This is a genomic window from Bacillus sp. FSL E2-0195 (assembly GCF_038003645.1).
GTDB classification, from domain to species: domain Bacteria; phylum Bacillota; class Bacilli; order Bacillales; family Bacillaceae_G; genus Bacillus_A; species Bacillus_A mycoides.
Genome location: NZ_JBBOPN010000001.1, coordinates 2,578,611 through 2,594,872 on the forward strand (window position 1 = coordinate 2,578,611; position 16,262 = coordinate 2,594,872).

At 31.5% G+C, this 16,262-nt stretch carries 14 protein-coding genes, 3 pseudogenes and 1 other annotated feature (1 of these 18 only partly in view); of the genes and pseudogenes, 4 read left to right on the plus strand and 13 right to left on the minus strand.

Annotation, left to right across the window (positions count from 1 at the left end):
- Window positions 1-151: 151 nt before the first annotated feature.
- The 3 genes from MHH59_RS13115 to MHH59_RS13125 all read right to left on the minus strand — a co-directional run bounded on the left by MHH59_RS13115 (window position 152) and on the right by MHH59_RS13125 (window position 2,811).
- Window positions 152-616 carry a GNAT family N-acetyltransferase gene (locus MHH59_RS13115; RefSeq protein WP_002168287.1) on the minus strand — a complete coding sequence of 155 codons (465 nt, stop codon included), beginning with the start codon at window positions 614-616 and terminating at the stop codon, window positions 152-154.
- Window positions 617-692: 76 nt separating this feature from the next.
- Window positions 693-1,616, minus strand: coding sequence for a nucleoside hydrolase (locus MHH59_RS13120; protein ID WP_002127616.1), 924 nt, complete (start codon window positions 1,614-1,616; stop codon window positions 693-695).
- Between the two features lie 283 nt (window positions 1,617-1,899).
- Window positions 1,900-2,811: a DMT family transporter gene (locus MHH59_RS13125; protein ID WP_002185732.1), complete on the minus strand. Its 912-nt coding sequence runs from the start codon at window positions 2,809-2,811 to the stop codon at window positions 1,900-1,902.
- Window positions 2,812-2,963: 152 nt separating this feature from the next.
- Between MHH59_RS13125 and pdxR the strand changes: the two genes are divergently transcribed.
- From pdxR to MHH59_RS13140, 3 genes are all read left to right on the plus strand, one after another.
- Complete coding sequence (gene pdxR, locus MHH59_RS13130) at window positions 2,964-4,397, plus strand: MocR-like pyridoxine biosynthesis transcription factor PdxR (RefSeq protein ID WP_340851382.1); 1,434 nt, start codon at window positions 2,964-2,966, stop codon at window positions 4,395-4,397.
- Window positions 4,398-4,604: 207 nt separating this feature from the next.
- Complete coding sequence (locus MHH59_RS13135) at window positions 4,605-5,072, plus strand: hypothetical protein (protein ID WP_016120287.1); 468 nt, start codon at window positions 4,605-4,607, stop codon at window positions 5,070-5,072.
- Between the two features lie 144 nt (window positions 5,073-5,216).
- Window positions 5,217-5,630, plus strand: coding sequence for a hypothetical protein (locus MHH59_RS13140; protein ID WP_340851383.1), 414 nt, complete (start codon window positions 5,217-5,219; stop codon window positions 5,628-5,630).
- A 133-nt stretch (window positions 5,631-5,763) separates the two neighbouring features.
- Here MHH59_RS13140 and MHH59_RS13145 read toward each other — a convergent pair whose 3' ends face one another.
- Window positions 5,764-6,639 (minus strand): glycerophosphodiester phosphodiesterase, encoded by an 876-nt coding sequence (locus MHH59_RS13145; RefSeq protein ID WP_340851385.1) that lies wholly within the window; start codon window positions 6,637-6,639, stop codon window positions 5,764-5,766.
- A 46-nt stretch (window positions 6,640-6,685) separates the two neighbouring features.
- Window positions 6,686-7,486 (minus strand): annotated as a pseudogene (locus MHH59_RS13150) (GNAT family N-acetyltransferase).
- Window positions 7,487-7,992: 506 nt separating this feature from the next.
- On the opposite strand from MHH59_RS13150, the gene MHH59_RS13155 reads away from it, so the two are divergent.
- Window positions 7,993-8,691 (plus strand): hypothetical protein, encoded by a 699-nt coding sequence (locus MHH59_RS13155; RefSeq protein WP_340851387.1) that lies wholly within the window; start codon window positions 7,993-7,995, stop codon window positions 8,689-8,691.
- A 50-nt stretch (window positions 8,692-8,741) separates the two neighbouring features.
- Here MHH59_RS13155 and MHH59_RS13160 read toward each other — a convergent pair.
- The 8 genes and pseudogenes from MHH59_RS13160 to MHH59_RS13195 all read right to left on the minus strand — a co-directional run bounded on the left by MHH59_RS13160 (window position 8,742) and on the right by MHH59_RS13195 (window position 16,146).
- Window positions 8,742-9,877 (minus strand): annotated as a pseudogene (locus tag MHH59_RS13160) (MFS transporter).
- 113 nt (window positions 9,878-9,990) lie between these two features.
- On the minus strand, window positions 9,991-11,214 hold the full coding sequence (locus tag MHH59_RS13165) for a methyltransferase domain-containing protein (RefSeq protein ID WP_002168281.1): 1,224 nt from the start codon (window positions 11,212-11,214) through the stop codon (window positions 9,991-9,993).
- Window positions 11,215-11,378: 164 nt separating this feature from the next.
- Complete coding sequence (locus MHH59_RS13170; protein WP_340851390.1) at window positions 11,379-12,185, minus strand: DegV family protein; 807 nt, start codon at window positions 12,183-12,185, stop codon at window positions 11,379-11,381.
- Between the two features lie 198 nt (window positions 12,186-12,383).
- On the minus strand, window positions 12,384-12,890 hold the full coding sequence (locus MHH59_RS13175; RefSeq protein WP_340851392.1) for a DUF3189 family protein: 507 nt from the start codon (window positions 12,888-12,890) through the stop codon (window positions 12,384-12,386).
- A 79-nt stretch (window positions 12,891-12,969) separates the two neighbouring features.
- Window positions 12,970-13,437, minus strand: coding sequence for a DUF1453 domain-containing protein (locus tag MHH59_RS13180; RefSeq protein ID WP_340851393.1), 468 nt, complete (start codon window positions 13,435-13,437; stop codon window positions 12,970-12,972).
- Window positions 13,438-13,580: 143 nt separating this feature from the next.
- Window positions 13,581-13,706: pseudogene (locus MHH59_RS13185) on the minus strand (GNAT family acetyltransferase); the annotation flags it as partial.
- 64 nt (window positions 13,707-13,770) lie between these two features.
- Complete coding sequence (locus MHH59_RS13190; protein ID WP_016120294.1) at window positions 13,771-14,796, minus strand: serine hydrolase domain-containing protein; 1,026 nt, start codon at window positions 14,794-14,796, stop codon at window positions 13,771-13,773.
- 111 nt (window positions 14,797-14,907) lie between these two features.
- Complete coding sequence (locus tag MHH59_RS13195; protein WP_033734007.1) at window positions 14,908-16,146, minus strand: MFS transporter; 1,239 nt, start codon at window positions 16,144-16,146, stop codon at window positions 14,908-14,910.
- A 65-nt stretch (window positions 16,147-16,211) separates the two neighbouring features.
- Window positions 16,212-16,262 (minus strand) — a binding site (T-box leader) (it continues 207 nt past the right edge of the window).

Here is a 16,262-nt window from a genome sequence, read left to right on the forward strand (position 1 = left end):
TAGTTTAAGTATATATAAATACTGTTTTATAATAAAATGTTTAAATAATTGCGTGAATTGAGTTTGCGATAATTTATATGAATTAGTACAACCAATTCTCCGCAATATGACCCTTTAACGGAACAACTTATTGTTTCAAAACAGTACATCTTTATTTCAACAACAATAAGCGATATACTTCCTCACCGTCATATACATTTCCTAATGGTTTAAAATCATAACATTCATATAGTTTCTTTGCAGAAATATTATCTTTATGGACAGTTAATCTAATTTCCTCACACTCTTTAAAGTTATTTTTTATTAAGTTAATGATTTCCTGTAATGCTGCTTTTCCATATCCTTTTCCTTGCTCTTTTTCATCAATGATAAATCCGTTAATCCAATACATATCTGTTGACTCTCGTACAAAAGCATGCATAATAAAACCAACTATAAGGTCACCATCATATATAGCGAATGGAATATATTCGACATTTTCACCATCTGGTTTTATGTATACTTTAGCAAGTGATACTGCCACTGCGGGAACAAGATGGATTTGATTTTCTTTAACTCGTAACTTTAATGCGTCTTCCCAATTTTCTCTCGTAACAATTTTTAATTGAACGTTCACTATTTTAAGCTCCTTTAAAAGAGAATTTATCTTTTATATTCAACGGAGTGAAATGATTCCCTTTTTCGACATCAACTTATAACATGATTTTCATAAAATCCTGAATAAATTTTTCCTCATCTAATTGTAACGCTATACGCGCCCCTTCAGATTTAGAGTGTGGGCGAAAATCAGCAAAAGTTTGTCCCTTCGTTTCGCCACATATATCCACAGTCACTTTTCGGGATGTATAATTTAAAAATGTAGGATTCACTAAACCGCTTATAGCAAGTACATCGTGTAATAATGGCCCTTCAATAGATGGATTGAGTTTTTGGTATGCTGATAAATAATAATCGTACATGGGTTTCATAATCGACTTAAATGGATTTTGTGTATTAACTAAAATGTAAGTAAATACACTTGGGGTTAAAACCGTTTTATTTGTTACATTTAAAGGGAATAACGTTATATTTTTCGCTTGCTGAAATACAATTTGACTTGCTATAGGATCTCCGTACACGTTTGCCTCTGCTAATGGAGTAACATTCCCTGCTTCTAAAAAGACACCACCCATAAAATAAATTCCTTTTATATTTAACATCAATTCGTTCCATAAATTAAAAGCAATCGCTAACGAGGTAGATCTTCCTACATCGACAATTGTTAAATCTTCTCCATACTTTACAAGAATCGCAGCAATACTACCAAAATTGTATATAGGAATAGATAACACACTTTCCGGTACATGGATGGGCCCTAATCCTTCTGGTCCATGGATTTCAGGGTAATACGTTGTAATTTCATTTGTAAGTGGGCCTGTTGCACCGCTAATTACAGGAATATCTTGTCTGTTTGCTAACTGTAAAATATATGCGGCATTATGAGCGGCATGTATATGTTCAACATTTCCATATCCAGTTACGATACCAACAATTTCAATTTCAGGATGCAGTAAGCCATACATAATTGCAAACGAATCATCAATACCTGGGTCTCCAAAAAATAAAACCTTCTCCAAGAAATGCACTCCTTTCATAGGTAAGATAATTATGTATATGTGGAAAAAAATTAAATCTATACAGTTCTAAGCAAATATTAATGGTGAGTAATGTATTGATAAAAAAGAACTAGCATTATGCTAGTTCTTTTGCAGATAAATAATCTACCAGTTTAATTAAATCTCGTACAAATATTGGACTAACTGATTTTAATATAGATTTTTTTCACTATATTTATAGAATTGAAAACCTGTTATTAATCCGAAATTTTGCATTCAAATTGCAAATACTCGTAGGGATGTCTTACCATACCTTTTCACTCTCAATTTGCTTATAATCATCTTTATTAAATGTTAAATGAGCAATCACAACTCCAAGTATAGTAATTCCCCCTCCAATTATCGAAACAAAGGTTGGCACCTCACCTAACCATATCCAAGCGATAATACATGCAGTTACTGGTGTTAAATATAGAGAACTTGTTGCCTCAGAAGCACTGGCATGGGATGTAATATATGCTAATGCAATATACGGTAGTACTGTCGGGAACACACCTAAATATATAACACTCAAAGTAATTTCTATAGGAGCTGTTACGATTTCTTGATAAATCCCTGGCAAAAAAATAAGCATAAATACAGTACCAGACCAAATTGTATATATTGTAAATGGCAAGAAACCGTACTTTTTTAAGTATGGCCTTTGAAAAACGAAAAATAGACTTTCTGAAATTGCCGCCAATAATATTAGTAATCCCCCACTATTCAATTGAATGGAATCTCCTTGACTTAACGATAAAAAAGCAATTCCTACAAAACTAATTACACCACCGATCCAACCATTTAATTTCATTCTTTCATTCAAAAAAACAGAAGCAAGAATTGCCGTTAATATAGGTGTTACTGATACAATTAAACTAGCAGGTCCAGCATTCACACTCTTTTCACCGTAGTTCAGTGCAATATGATAAATTGTAAATCCAAGAGCACCAAATATAAAAATTACTGGAATATCTTTCAAATCAGGTAAACGTAACTTGTATATAAGTGAAAACAGAAAAAGAATCAAAGAAGCGATTAATAATCGTAGCAAAGTAAGGTGTTCAGGGGTGTAAGCTTCAAGCCCCATCCGAATTCCTGGAAAAGCTGTTCCCCATATAAGAATCGTAAAAGCGTGAGCACATACAATACGAAAATCCCATTTTTTATTATGCATATATTCTCTCCCTCTCCAATAAACCAGCCATTTTCTAATTACCAATTATTTCTTTTCATCATATTTAATAGTTGATACAATGTCTTCAACCAGTTAATCCTCGAAAAAACCAACCACTTTGCATTTTTAAAATGAATGAGGGAGTTTTTAATATGTCTACTGATAAAAAACTGCCTAAATATCGGCAGATAATAGACTATATGAAAGAAAAAATTGAATACGGAGAATGGCCGATTGGAAGTAAGGTTCCTAGCCAGCGGCAGTTAGCGAAATTATTTCATGTAAATCGTAGTACTGTAATAATTGCACTAGAAGAACTTATGGCAGATGGCTTAATTCAAGGGAAAATCGGATCAGGAACAATTGTAACGAATAATACATGGTCATTATTAGCCACCAATCCCCCGCCCGATTGGAGTGAATATGTAAAGGCTGGTATTCATAAACCAAGCAAGTTAATGGTACGAGAAATAAATAAAGCAGAAGCAAATAAAAAATTGATTCATCTTAGTAAAGGAGAACTTGCACCTCATCTTTTCCCGTTAGAAACTATGCAATTCATTATGCGTAACGTATGTGAGGAACTAGATTATTTCGGATATGAAGAACAAAAAGGATATCTCCCTTTACGTGAAGCAATAAGTAATTATGTAAAATCATTTGGAATAAATACATCACCAAGCTCTATATTAATAGTCTCTGGTGCATTACAGGCATTACAATTAATATCAATCGGTCTTTTACATAGAGAGTCAACTGTTTTACTTGAACGACCTTCTTACTTATATTCTCTTCACGTATTTCAATCGGCTAATATTCACCTTTCTGGAATACAGATGGATCAACATGGAATTATCCCTAATGATTTGTTAAGAAGAATTAATTATAGTCAAAAGAAAAATATTTTATATTCGATTCCTTGTTTTCAAAATCCGACGGGTGTATTAATGTCCAAGGATCGACGAAAAGAAATACTAAGAATATGCGAAAAAGAACAATTGCCTATCATTGAAGATGATATTTACCGTGAGTTATGGATGGATGAACTACCGCCCCCTCCTTTAAAGTCGATGGATAAATATGGACATGTTTTATATATCGGTAGTCTATCTAAAACACTTAGCCCAGGACTTAGGATTGGTTGGATTATCGGACCAGAGCCTGTTATTGAGAGATTATCAGACATAAAAATGCAAACTGACTATGGGTCAAGTTCTTTATCTCAAAGAGTTGCTGCAGAATGGTTGAGTAGAGGTTTTTATGAGGAGCACGTAGCCAATGTAAGGATTCATCTAAAAGAACGAAGACAAATAATGATACAAGCATTAAATATGTACTGTGCTGACATTACTACATGGGATATTCCTAGAGGTGGATTTTTTATATGGCTAAGGGTAGTGCCTAACATTTCGATGAAAAAACTATTTTCAGAAGCATTATCGAAGGGCATTCTTTTAAATCCAGGACGTATTTATGAAGAAGAATCAGATCAATATATACGTTTATCGTATGGATATGCTTCCCCTGAAGAAATCAATCGAGGAATTTATATATTAAGTGAATTGATCCGTGGGTTGATGGAATAACAAAAATCCTCTTTAATGTAAAGAGGATTTTTGTTATATCTTATTTACCACAATCGCATTTCGTTTCCTAATAAAATGAGTTCTTCATAAGAATCACCGTCAATCTTTAGCGGATACCCTTATTTCAATATATTAAGTCGAACTAACAATAATATTCAACTTTTCTCCTATACTGCAATACTATAAGAATAAAAAGGAGAAATTAATATGAGCATTTTCAATATCCTTTTGACCATTCACATATTATTTGGAACCATATGTTTAATTACGGGAATTGTAGCGATGCTTGCTCAAAAAAAGAAAGGGAAACATACAGAATGGGGAGAAATATATCATGCATCTTACGTTGTAATAACTCTTACTGCAATTATATTGTCCATTATAAACTGGGATAAAATCGCATATTTATTTTATGTAGCAATTTTCTCTTATTCATTTGCGATTTATGGTTATCTTGCAGGAAAAAAGCGTTGGAAAAATTGGGTTCATCACCATATTAGAGGTATGTTAGGCTCCTATATCGGTGCCGTAACCGCACTTTTAGTAAACGTCGGAATTCATATTCCAATTATTAATTTACTGCCGCCTATATGGTTTTGGTTTTTACCTACCTTAATTGGCATTCCTCTCGTAGCCAGTGTATCAAAAAAATATAAAAAACAGAGGGAAAATTAGTTGCATTTTGATTACTTTCTGAGTAATCTTATGAAAAATTATGCTCAATACAGAGAATAGTATGATTATTTAGATTTCATGTTTCCTATGATATAATGGGTTATATTGTTTTTTACCATCTAAATTAAATATAGGAGGATTTTAATGCTACTATCACAAGATAAAAACATTAAACTAGTGATACATGCAATTACTTTATTATCTTTCTTGGCCTTTTTCCTCTTTGGTAATACACTTTTCTTTATACCGCTCATACTTTATTTCGTTTTCAAATCACAAAGTATAAAAGAGATGAATCTAGAATCAGCCCTTTTCCAATTTGGAGTATGGCTCGCTGTATTTCTTTGGAACTTCGTAGTAAACCGTACGATCATGCTTTCCTTATTACACATTGACTTGAGTACAAATTCCTTATTTGTTATTTTTGGAACAATTCCACTATATATAATACTTTTAGCCGCCGTAATTTTAGGACCACTTAAAGGGATTTTATATGAATTACAAAATAAAGAATTTCATTATCCTATTGTTTCACGATGGGTGCATAGAACTAAATAAAAAGAATCCAATATTTTTATTGGATTCTTTTTGTTTTCTCTTTTGCATAGTTATTTAAACTTCGGCTCAATGTATTCAAGTATGTTGTCATCAGGAAAACAGCCGTACATCATTTCCTATCGGGTAATTCTTTTTATTTATGATTTTTCAAATCCAATATTGAATGTAAACGATCCGGATAATTAGTAAACATGCCGTCTACACCCCATACTAGTAACTTTTTCATATCTTTTTCATTATCTACTGTAAATGGATGAACTTCTAATCCATAATTCTTTATTTTTTTTACGTAGGTTGCATCAATATATTTGTAATTCATACCAAGACCTATGCAGTATGTTTTATACTTTTCTATTTCTGATTCTGTTAATTGAACTGCTTTTTTATGTGATAATAATTGTACTAGCGGTATATTGGCATTTAAATTATGAATCTTTCGCAGACTTTCTTCACTAAATGATTGAATAATAACTTTATCATTTATTTGGTAATGATTAATAATTTCTAATAGTTTTTCTTCCATTCCAGGATATTTATCTGGCGATTTTGTTTCGATATAATAGTTAGCATTATGTCCAAACGTTTCAATAATTTCTTCTATTGTTGGAACTGTAGCATCTTCAAATTCTTTCTTTGCTAAATTAGAATACTTTTTATTGAAAAAAGATCCTGCATTTAGTTTCTTTATTTCTTCTAATGTATGCTCTTTTACTAAGCCCGCACCGTTTGTTGTACGGTTTAATGTTTCATCATGCATAGCTATTAAATGTCCATCTTTTGTCATTTGGAGATCTATTTCTATATAGTCACCTTTTAATTGTTGTCCTAATGTATAAGCAACTATTGTATGTTCTGGTGCATATGCAGAAGCACCTCTATGCGCAATGTTTTTTAGATGATTTGATTGATTAGTAGCTTTTATATAATTATGTTCATTTACTTGTTGAAAAACAAAGATGCTTATTACTATGAAGAAACAAATGATTGTAATTATAGCTGTTTTTTTCATAACGGTATGTTAACTCCTATATTTAAAACAATTTGACTTGGATGATTTACTCAAATAAATGCCGATTTTCAAAAACAGTCATTTGTCCTACAACTTGAAAGCCGGATTTTTTATAAATATTTATTCCATCAGGTGAAGCTTGTCATACGCAATACGTATTTTTTAGTTGTTCAGCTTCTTGCAGCAAGAAATTAAACATAGTAGAGCCGAATCCTTGTCCTCTCATTTCTTCTTTAGTCGCTATATCATAAATACCGACACTATCTTTCGTACATACTAAAGAGCCAACAGATACTACCTCACCTTTATAAAGACCTAAGTATAGTTTCATGTTATCGCTATTCCATAAATTTAAAGAAGAAATTTGATTATAGTATGCTTGTACATTTTTACCTTCCTCTGATGTACCAAATAGATTAGCTAACGTTTCTCCAAACTTTTTGATTTGTCCTGAAGAAGATGCTTTTTGTATCGTAAAACCTACTGGCATGTTTATTCTTGGATGAATTGTTTTTAATTCTGCTACCATCGCGATATTCTTTTCAGCTTCTTTTAAACCAAGTTTGATTAATTCGCTTTTTATAGTCTGTTCTTGCTTATCATCCCAAAACCAAACACTCATTGGAAATTTCTTTTGATTATAGTATTCTACCTCCTTATATAATTTCTCGATTCCTTCCGTTACATTACTATTTAGTAGTGTGATAATATTAAATGTATCTGCAGGTAATCCGCAGTCGACAGTAATGTAATCCTTCGTTTCTTTTACATCCATTCCATTTACCTGCCGCGCAATATATGAGGTTTTATATGTAAAATTGTCTATTAGTAACTGTTTATAATTCATTCATTTTGCTCCTTTCATAAAAATTCGTATTCGAATCCTTCAGTATTAAATATATCATATAAGAAATGTACCTATTTCTATAAAAATATCTCTATAAATCACTCTTTGCGCCCTAAAAGAATTAAAAATGATATAACGTTGTCGGAATGAAAAAAGTGGTATATAATAAATATTAACATTACTAGTAATTATTTTAGGTATTCCTAGAATAAAGGAGCGATACATATGAAAATTACTATTTATTTCGGAAGTCATGAAGATCAAGATGTTCGTACTATGGACTGTCATTTAGATGTAGAAGATACAGAAGAGATTGTATCTGTATCTTAATATAAATAATGGGATGAAACCTCTTCCCTGCAACGTTTAAGGCACCTTTTATAGGTGTCTTTTTTATTGTTTTTTCGTCAAAAACCCTTTACTTTAGTGCGTTTTAATAGTAAAATATAAATATACGAACAAATGTTCTTTTTAATTTATTTGTACATGAAGGGATGATTTCAACAATGACTCAAGCAAAGCGCAGAGGAAGAAAAAAGCAAACACCTATTATTTCAAATACAGGCTTTATCGGCTCTGTCTTTATTGATACATTGGAGTTACAAAAGAAATCCTATTATTTCGCTCGTAAAAAACTTCAAATTGTGCATCACGTACTAGATGGTCTATCTGGAGCAACGAGTGCATTATTTAAAGAACATAATACCGCTGCATACATGTCATGTGTGTATTTACATAAACAAAAGAAAATCGGCTTCGTTCTTTCAACAAAACCTTTTGAACAAAGTGATGGTGTTTCTTATTTTATAAATTATTTAATTGAAAAGAATTTTTACGGTAACGAAGAAGTAGAATATCAAGAAGTATTTAATACAGGTTTTATTGGTGTAGTATTCGCGGATTTATCTAGTATAGATCGCTTTAATTTTGAGTTTGAAATGGGTATGTTAACGAAGTTAATGAAAGATATGATCATTCCTGTTAAAGAGCTCTTTTTACGCCACAATGTACCGGCTTACATCTCCACTTCTCATTTAGAGGAGCAAAATAAATTAGGTTTCGTTCTATCTGTAAAGCCATATGATGAACGTGCAGAAGCAGATTTATACTTTGAAACATATTTAAAAGAGCGCGGGTTATTTATTGGTGAAGAAGATGATGATATTGATAAGATTGTCATTAGAAAGACAGCTGAATTACGATAGAAAAGCACAGGATGATGTTCCTGTGCTTTTTAAACATTTAACAATATCACTTAGCTACGCAAAACACTATAATCTTTTGAATGAATTTCTAAATTCAACTTATTTGAGTAAGCTTTATTTAAAATAAGAAATACTATCCCTCCTGCAATTGGAAGCATGTAGGCTGGAATATAATTTAATAATAGACCTGATAATGCTAGTGCTATTGGCTGCATCATTTTACCTATACTTAATCCAATACTGAGCACTCTTCCCCTATATTCATCGGGAATCTCTTTTTGCATGAAATAAGTTAAAGGAATATCAATTAGTGCTATCATTAGCCCTAAAAAGAACATAATAATGCAATACGTAGTAACGTATACAAAATTATCTACTTCAATACTTTTGAATGAAATTGGAATCCCTGAAATTATCATAAAAATTGCCAACATAAAACTTGATTTTTTTAAAAGATAGGAATAAGAAAAACGATCAGTTATCTTTTTTACTAATATTGCACCAACTATCATTCCTACTGGAAAAGTCCCATGAATCATGCCAAATTGCTTCGAACTAAGATTGAGAGCTGTGTTTATTATGTATGGTAATGGGACGATTACAGCAAAACCTAGGAAGAAATTAAGTACAGTTAAAATACGAAACGTATTTTTTAAGCTTTCCCTTTCAATTAAGTAAGAAAACCCCTCTTTTATATCTTTAATAAAATTAATTTCTCTTTTTGAACATCCATCTTTTATGTTGTACTCGAACAATTTAAAGTGAATAAACAATATGGATATGCCCGAAAGAATATATGAAATACCATTTATAATTATAAAAGTTTTTATATCTAATACAGCAAAAATGATGCCACCTAACATAGGACCGAGAATCAAAGATACAGAATCGATAATTTTACTTATAGAGTTAATACTTCCATACAAATAACCAGCTTCTTTTTATCAACCTTATCTGCGATTACGCCGGCAAATGGATTCATAACAATCATTGGAATCGTTCCTAAAATGAGTGTAATTGCGAAATTTAATGCTGATCCGGTTATTTGTAAAACATATAATCCTAATGCAAAACTATAAATAGAGCTACCAAATATTGATACTGTTTTCCCAATTACATAGAGACAAATATTTCTTAGTTCTTGATTGCTTTTTTCATTTTGTAAATGTATTCGTAAACTCTCCATAACTTTTCCCTCCCACTTAACTTTGTATTACGTATAGTGTAAGTTCTCGGGTCAACCCAATATCAATATGCTAGTATTAAAAACTTTTAAAAGAAAAATTAAAAAAGATGGGGTTAACCCCATCTTTTTCCGAAAAATGAATATGTATAAATTTCTTCTCCTTGAACAAAGAAATCCTCGTATTTTCCTCCTCGTTCTATATATTCTGAAGTTCTTTCATCTATGGAATTAAACTGTAGCTTTTGGATTTCTCTCTTCACTTTTGAAGACGTAAAATTATCTCGAAATCTAGTTGTAATTTGGCTATTTATGCTGAAATTTTTAAATAAAATAAATGAACTTAATAAATAACAATCAGGTTTTAAAAGGGAATTTAATTCATGTAATAAAAAATTTTCATGCTCAAAACTGTAATTACTTGTACCAGACTGATCAATTACAATATCAACAGAATGATTCTGAATAGGTATACTTAAAAAATCAGCGCAAATAAAAAGAATGTTTCTTTTGGAATTTCTTCTTTCAATTACATCTTTTAAAAATAGAAGTTTATTCAAATCTCGATCAACAGCAATATATAAGCAATCCTCTGGCAGCTCTTCATAAATATTTCGTAAAAAGAATCCAAGACCTGATCCTATATCAAGTATTACCTTGTCATTTAAATCTAGTTGTTTTAGTTTCTTTTTCGCCCATTCTCCTACTCTATGTATATTCTCCAAATAAGAAGAATCAGTTTCATGGATATAATTTGAAATAGGATCTTCAAAAGAAGCCCTGTCAGACGTTTCAAACGATTTACCTGCTGTTAAAATCCCTGAATTAATAACATACTCTTCGCCACAATTACAAGTTAATTTCCCCTCCGTAATTTGATTGCTATTAATAATTCCATCTTGAAGAATTAAATTCCCGCTACACTTAAAACATGTAAGAAAATTAAGTACCCTTAAATCTATCCCTAAAATTGAATTAGAAATCTGAGTTGTTATAGATAAATCATTTAACGCTGCCTTTAATTTATCTCTTCTTTCCTTTAAATTTTTTATTTCATGTTCCACCTTTTCATATTTCAATTTAAATAAAGATTGGTAAAAAGTATCTTTTTCATAATTTATAGATTTTGCTAAACTTTTATAAAGAAAAAGTTCTTTAATTTCATTCAAACTAAATCCTAGCCATTTGTACTCTAATATAAGCTCTACATCTTTTTGACAATACTCATCAAAAAAATAATGGCCACCCTTCTTTTCGGGGATAATTAGCCCGAGATCCATATAATGTCTAATCGCATCTATACTTAAATTATTTTTTTCTCCAAATTTACCGATTTTCATAATATCACTACCATTTTAGTATTTGTTTATAAATACTTCTTTTCTAATAGTAGGAAATCCTTTTATCTATACATAATTATCTAGTATGGGGTAGATTCAATGGATACTTCATATTTGTTGTAGAAAAAAATAAAAAACCCGCGAATTATTCACGGGTTTTCCTCTTAATAACTAATTGCTATTGTACCTTCACCTGCATGTACAGCAAATGAAATCGGCAATGGATAAAGCTTGAAATCCATTTCAGGGAATGCTTGTTTAATATCTAAAACCCATTCTTCAGCTCCATCTTTATCGTTAGCATAGAACATATGAAGTACTTTTGGTAATTCTTTTTCAAGCTCATTTTTAATGTATTCTCTACATTTTTGGATTTTACGCACTTTCTTTTCAAGTAAAAGTTCTCCGCCTTTTACTTCTAAGATTAAGTTGACACTTAATAAACTTCCAAGTAAAAATTGAACTCCCTTTACTCGACCACTTGCATATAAACCTTTTAAGCTTTTTGGAAATACATAAAAAGGCCTTCTTTTTTCATCTACTAATGTTTTATGTATATCTTGTAAAGTCATACCATCATTGTATAACGTTTTAGCTTTTCTCAAAAGTTCATCCATTGGATAACTTGTCGTTTCACTATCTAATACAGTTAAAGGGAAACCTGCCATATCAGCAGCTAGCTTCATATTTTGATAGGTCCCACTTACTTTTCCGCTAATAGCAACTGCAAAGCCTTCTTCATATTCTTCTTTGCATTTAGTAAATAATTCTACCATTTCCCCTATGTTAGGTTGCGAAGTAGTAACTGTTCTTCCATCATTTAACGCTTCATAAAGACGTTTATGAACTCCTTCTTCACAATCCTTATAAGACACTCCATCAATAATAACTTCAATTGGGATAACAAAGTTATCACCATCTGTTGTAAAACTCGCAGTTGTACTATCAGTAAACCAAGCAACACGCTTCATGTTGTTCCTCCCTTATTCTGTTCCTCTTTTCTGACTTTTCTATATATTTATCTTACGAAAAGAGAATATCCCCTGTAATAGTAACAGGACTTTATTATTTTTGCTATAGTAGATGTATAATAAATGTGAATGTTTTTTGTCTATTTATCAAAAAAAAAAGAAAACCACAAAATTTTCCGGCCTTCTTTTAACATTACATTACTTAAATGTTTCGTTATCTAAAAAAACAACATAATCATTCGTCATTCGCCCCGCTTCTTTCGTATAACTGACAAGCCGCTGGATGTTATCACAGCAAATTTTTGCTCCCCATACGAGTAACGGTACACCAATAAAATCAATATGAAATCTTCTAGAAAACAAACCGCCTAAAGTCATTGGCAATGGAACTGTTGGTGATGTATTAGAAAAAATAATCTTATCATTGTTTTGATAATGTTTTTGCAGAATCTCTCCTAAATGCTTCATGGCAGGTACAACGACCTTTGATGCCCCGCATCCAATTGTATATACTGGATTCCCATATTCATCTTGTCCATGAAAAATAATTTTCCCCATATCTTCTGTTTTCAGTTTATTAAAGTACTCTACATTTAAAATTTCTTCTTTCGTTAACTTCCGATCCGTTGGTAATTTATTCAAATGATAAGCTGCAGCTAGCGAGGTTGTATGCGTTCCACCGAAATCTGTGTAAATGAATATCATATTATCATCCCTTGTTGTAAAAGTTCAATATTATTTAGTATTACCGTTCACAACGTTGTTAAACAAGGGACGAATGTATTTACGCTTTTTGTGTTAATTCATTATATTTTTTCCAAATATAATAGCGTCTACTAATTACGGTACCTAATGTGATACATAAAAAGGCATTTGTTACAACCATTAATGTGTGGTGAGTACTGCCAGAAAACATACTTTGCTTAATCAAAACCTTTGCACCTAAAATAACAAGGAGAATAATTGTACTTAACCAATTTCCTTTTCGTAATACATGACCTGTTTCACTATCTAATCGAAATGTTAAAGCTTTTCCCCTAATAACTCCTAGACCCAATCCCATTCCGAGCATTGCAACGAATAGTAGTACGTGCAATATATTTAATTGTCCCATATGAATAATGGACTGGATTGTTACAAAGCACAGCAAAGCCGGAATGAGCCAAATACGATTAATATTCACTTTGTATTCCTTACCTTGAATTAATACAATTATAAGAATAACAAGTAGAATAACAAATAGAATATCCATTTAGAGTCCTCCTATATACTTGTTTACCTTTGAAAATTATATTCGTCTCTGTTTGAAATACGATAGCTACTTTAATTTGTATAATATGGAATGTGATTTCCCATCAGCCTTAAGCATTATTTATAAAAGTAAAAAGACGTACTTTTTACTCGTACGTCTCCTACTACTTGTTCTTCATGTATAGCAACTAGTTCAATTGCGGGATTTTCATATTTTTCTTTCCCTCTAAGTACATTGTCATAATATGCTGTATCTAAAAAAGATAACACACGGCAACGTACCTAGCCTATTTCGTCTTCTTTTTTATATGCTCTAATTTTTATATCCATGTAATTAAAAAGCTCCTTCTATTTCCACCATTAGTTTTTCAGGTCCTGCCCCTTTATTTGATGGAATAACTAATGTAATTCCTAATTCCGGGTATACGGCCGAGCGAAAACTCACGCCTGGATCATATCCCATTACATGATATTTAAAAATATTTTCTTGTCTTTTCTCAATCCATATTCCATAGCCGTAAGACTGGCTATTATTCACCAAAATATGAGGAGTTAAAAGTAACTTCGTATATTCGCGGCTTAATATTTCGTTGTTAAATAGAGCTTCCCAAAATTTCACCATATCTGGTGCAGTAATGTAAGCACCGCCATCAGAACCTCCTTTTATGGGTATAGAGTATGCATTTGTTCTCCATTTTTGACTATTTACATCCTTTATATATCCGAGAGCAGTATGTTTTGGTAAATTATCTAAAGAGAAATAGCCTGAATCATTCATACCAACTGGAACAAATATGTTTCTTTCTATATATTCCGTAAATTCAAGTCCTGTCTGCTGTTCTATAATTAATCCAAGTATAATAAAACCTGCATTATTATAGTAAAACTTACTTCCTGGTGTAAACATCATATTACTGTTTTGGAATAATGGTAAAAAGTCTTTTAAACTTTTTAATAGATACATAGGAGTTTGTTTCCAAAGGTCTTCAAAGTTATCCATGATACTTTCATCAAAATAATCTGGAATACCCGAACTATGCGTTAAAAGTTGATGTACTGTAATATCTTCATTAAAGTTTGGGAATTTAATATGTAGACAATCTTTTAACTTTGTATGAAAAGTAATTACACCTCTTTCAACAAGTTGACAGATACTGATAGCAGTAAATAATTTGCACCCTGAGGCAATTCCAAATCTTGTTTGTAGTGTATTGTTTATACATTCACTTCGGTTAGCATATCCAAATGAATTTTCATAAATAATATCATCATCTTTTTTTATTAAGACTACCCCAGAAAAATCTATATTCCGATGTATTTCTTTTACAATTTTCTCTATTTGATCTTTTGTTTTTATCATAATAACCACCCTTATTTATTGGTATTGTTCTTTCCTCTTATTATTTTTCCATATATAGGGGAAAGAAACCTCCTATTCAACCCCCTAATTTTCAAATAAAAACCAAGGGAACTATTTCGAATTTATTGATTCAGCGGAATATACCTTAGACCGCGATGGTAATAAAGTAAACACGCACAATATGATAGTAATAAGTAGCATTACCAATACTCCTACAATGACTACAAGTTGTATAGAAGTGAATTGAGTTGCAACGCCGAACAGAATCGTTATAAAAATTGTAAAAACAGCTATAACGAGCCCGTATATACTCCCGATTCGTCCCATCATATGAACCGGAACGTTATTTTGATAAAATGTGTAAAATCCCGTATTTGCATATGCCATAGAGAAAGATAAAACAAAGAATCCGATAGCAGCTATTAAAAACTCACTTGAAAAAGCATAAATCAAATATCCGATTGCAATGAATAATGATCCTATCCCAATTAGAAATGAAGGTGCTAATTTTTTTGATAAAATTGTATTTGTTATGGCTCCTAAAATAAAACCCGCTCCAGCGATACTAACTAGGAAGCCATACTCACTATCTGTTAACAATAAAACTTCTTTCGCAAATGATAATTCAAGTGAATCAATAGCGGTAGCTAATACCATCATCCCTTGAAATAAGAAGTAAACACAAACAATATACATAGATTTTTTACTAAAATTTAAAACTATGTTCCAATCTTTCTTTAATACAGTTAGTGATAATTTATCATTGGATGTATTAGAATCGTCTTTTTTATCAAGATTAGGTAAAAGTAATGTAATGAACCCTGATAGCAAAAATGCTATAGCATTCATATATATAGCAAACTCTGGTGTACCAGTTATTAATAATATCCCCGCTACTGCTGGACCAATTAAAAATGCACCAGATCCTATTAAACTACGTAGTGAGTTGAAACGTTGTCTTTGCTCTACTGGAATTAATTTCGTCATATATGTCATAGCAGTTGGTTCATAAATCGCACTGGCCATGCTTATAAAAAATACTAAGAGATAGACAATCCAAAGGGATGGAACCAAGGGTAAAATAGCGATAAATACTGCTCGATATATATCGAGGTGAATCATTAATTTTCGTTTATTTAAACGATCTATCATACTTCCTGACCAAGCGTTTGTAAATAAAGTGGCTAATGGTTTTATCACATATAAAGTAGCGACAGCTAAGGCTGAGCCACCCATATTATAGACAAGTACATTCAGTGCGATTAAATAAATCCATGCACCTAAATTCGCAATACCAACTCCGGACAATAGTAATAAAGGATATTTCCAATCTTCAAGTAATTTTTTCACTTTAGGCACCCGCTTTCTAAATTGTTTTAAAACAATAAAAAAATCTCACCCCCAAGACTTTTAGTCTTAGGGACGAGATTTATCATCGCGGTGCCACCCTAGTTTGTTAATATGTC

Coding starts and splice junctions, on each gene's coding strand:
- MHH59_RS13155 (WP_340851387.1), top strand. CDS start 7,993: ATGACTCAAGCAAAGCGCAGAGGAAGAAAAAAGCAAACACCTATTATT.
- MHH59_RS13190 (WP_016120294.1), bottom strand. CDS start 14,796: ATGATAAAAACAAAAGATCAAATAGAGAAAATTGTAAAAGAAATACAT.
- MHH59_RS13165 (WP_002168281.1), bottom strand. CDS start 11,214: ATGAAAATCGGTAAATTTGGAGAAAAAAATAATTTAAGTATAGATGCG.
- MHH59_RS13135 (WP_016120287.1), top strand. CDS start 4,605: ATGAGCATTTTCAATATCCTTTTGACCATTCACATATTATTTGGAACC.
- MHH59_RS13170 (WP_340851390.1), bottom strand. CDS start 12,185: ATGAAGCGTGTTGCTTGGTTTACTGATAGTACAACTGCGAGTTTTACA.
- MHH59_RS13145 (WP_340851385.1), bottom strand. CDS start 6,639: ATGAAAAAAACAGCTATAATTACAATCATTTGTTTCTTCATAGTAATA.
- MHH59_RS13140 (WP_340851383.1), top strand. CDS start 5,217: ATGCTACTATCACAAGATAAAAACATTAAACTAGTGATACATGCAATT.
- MHH59_RS13125 (WP_002185732.1), bottom strand. CDS start 2,811: ATGCATAATAAAAAATGGGATTTTCGTATTGTATGTGCTCACGCTTTT.
- MHH59_RS13180 (WP_340851393.1), bottom strand. CDS start 13,437: ATGGATATTCTATTTGTTATTCTACTTGTTATTCTTATAATTGTATTA.
- pdxR (WP_340851382.1), top strand. CDS start 2,964: ATGTCTACTGATAAAAAACTGCCTAAATATCGGCAGATAATAGACTAT.
- MHH59_RS13175 (WP_340851392.1), bottom strand. CDS start 12,890: ATGATATTCATTTACACAGATTTCGGTGGAACGCATACAACCTCGCTA.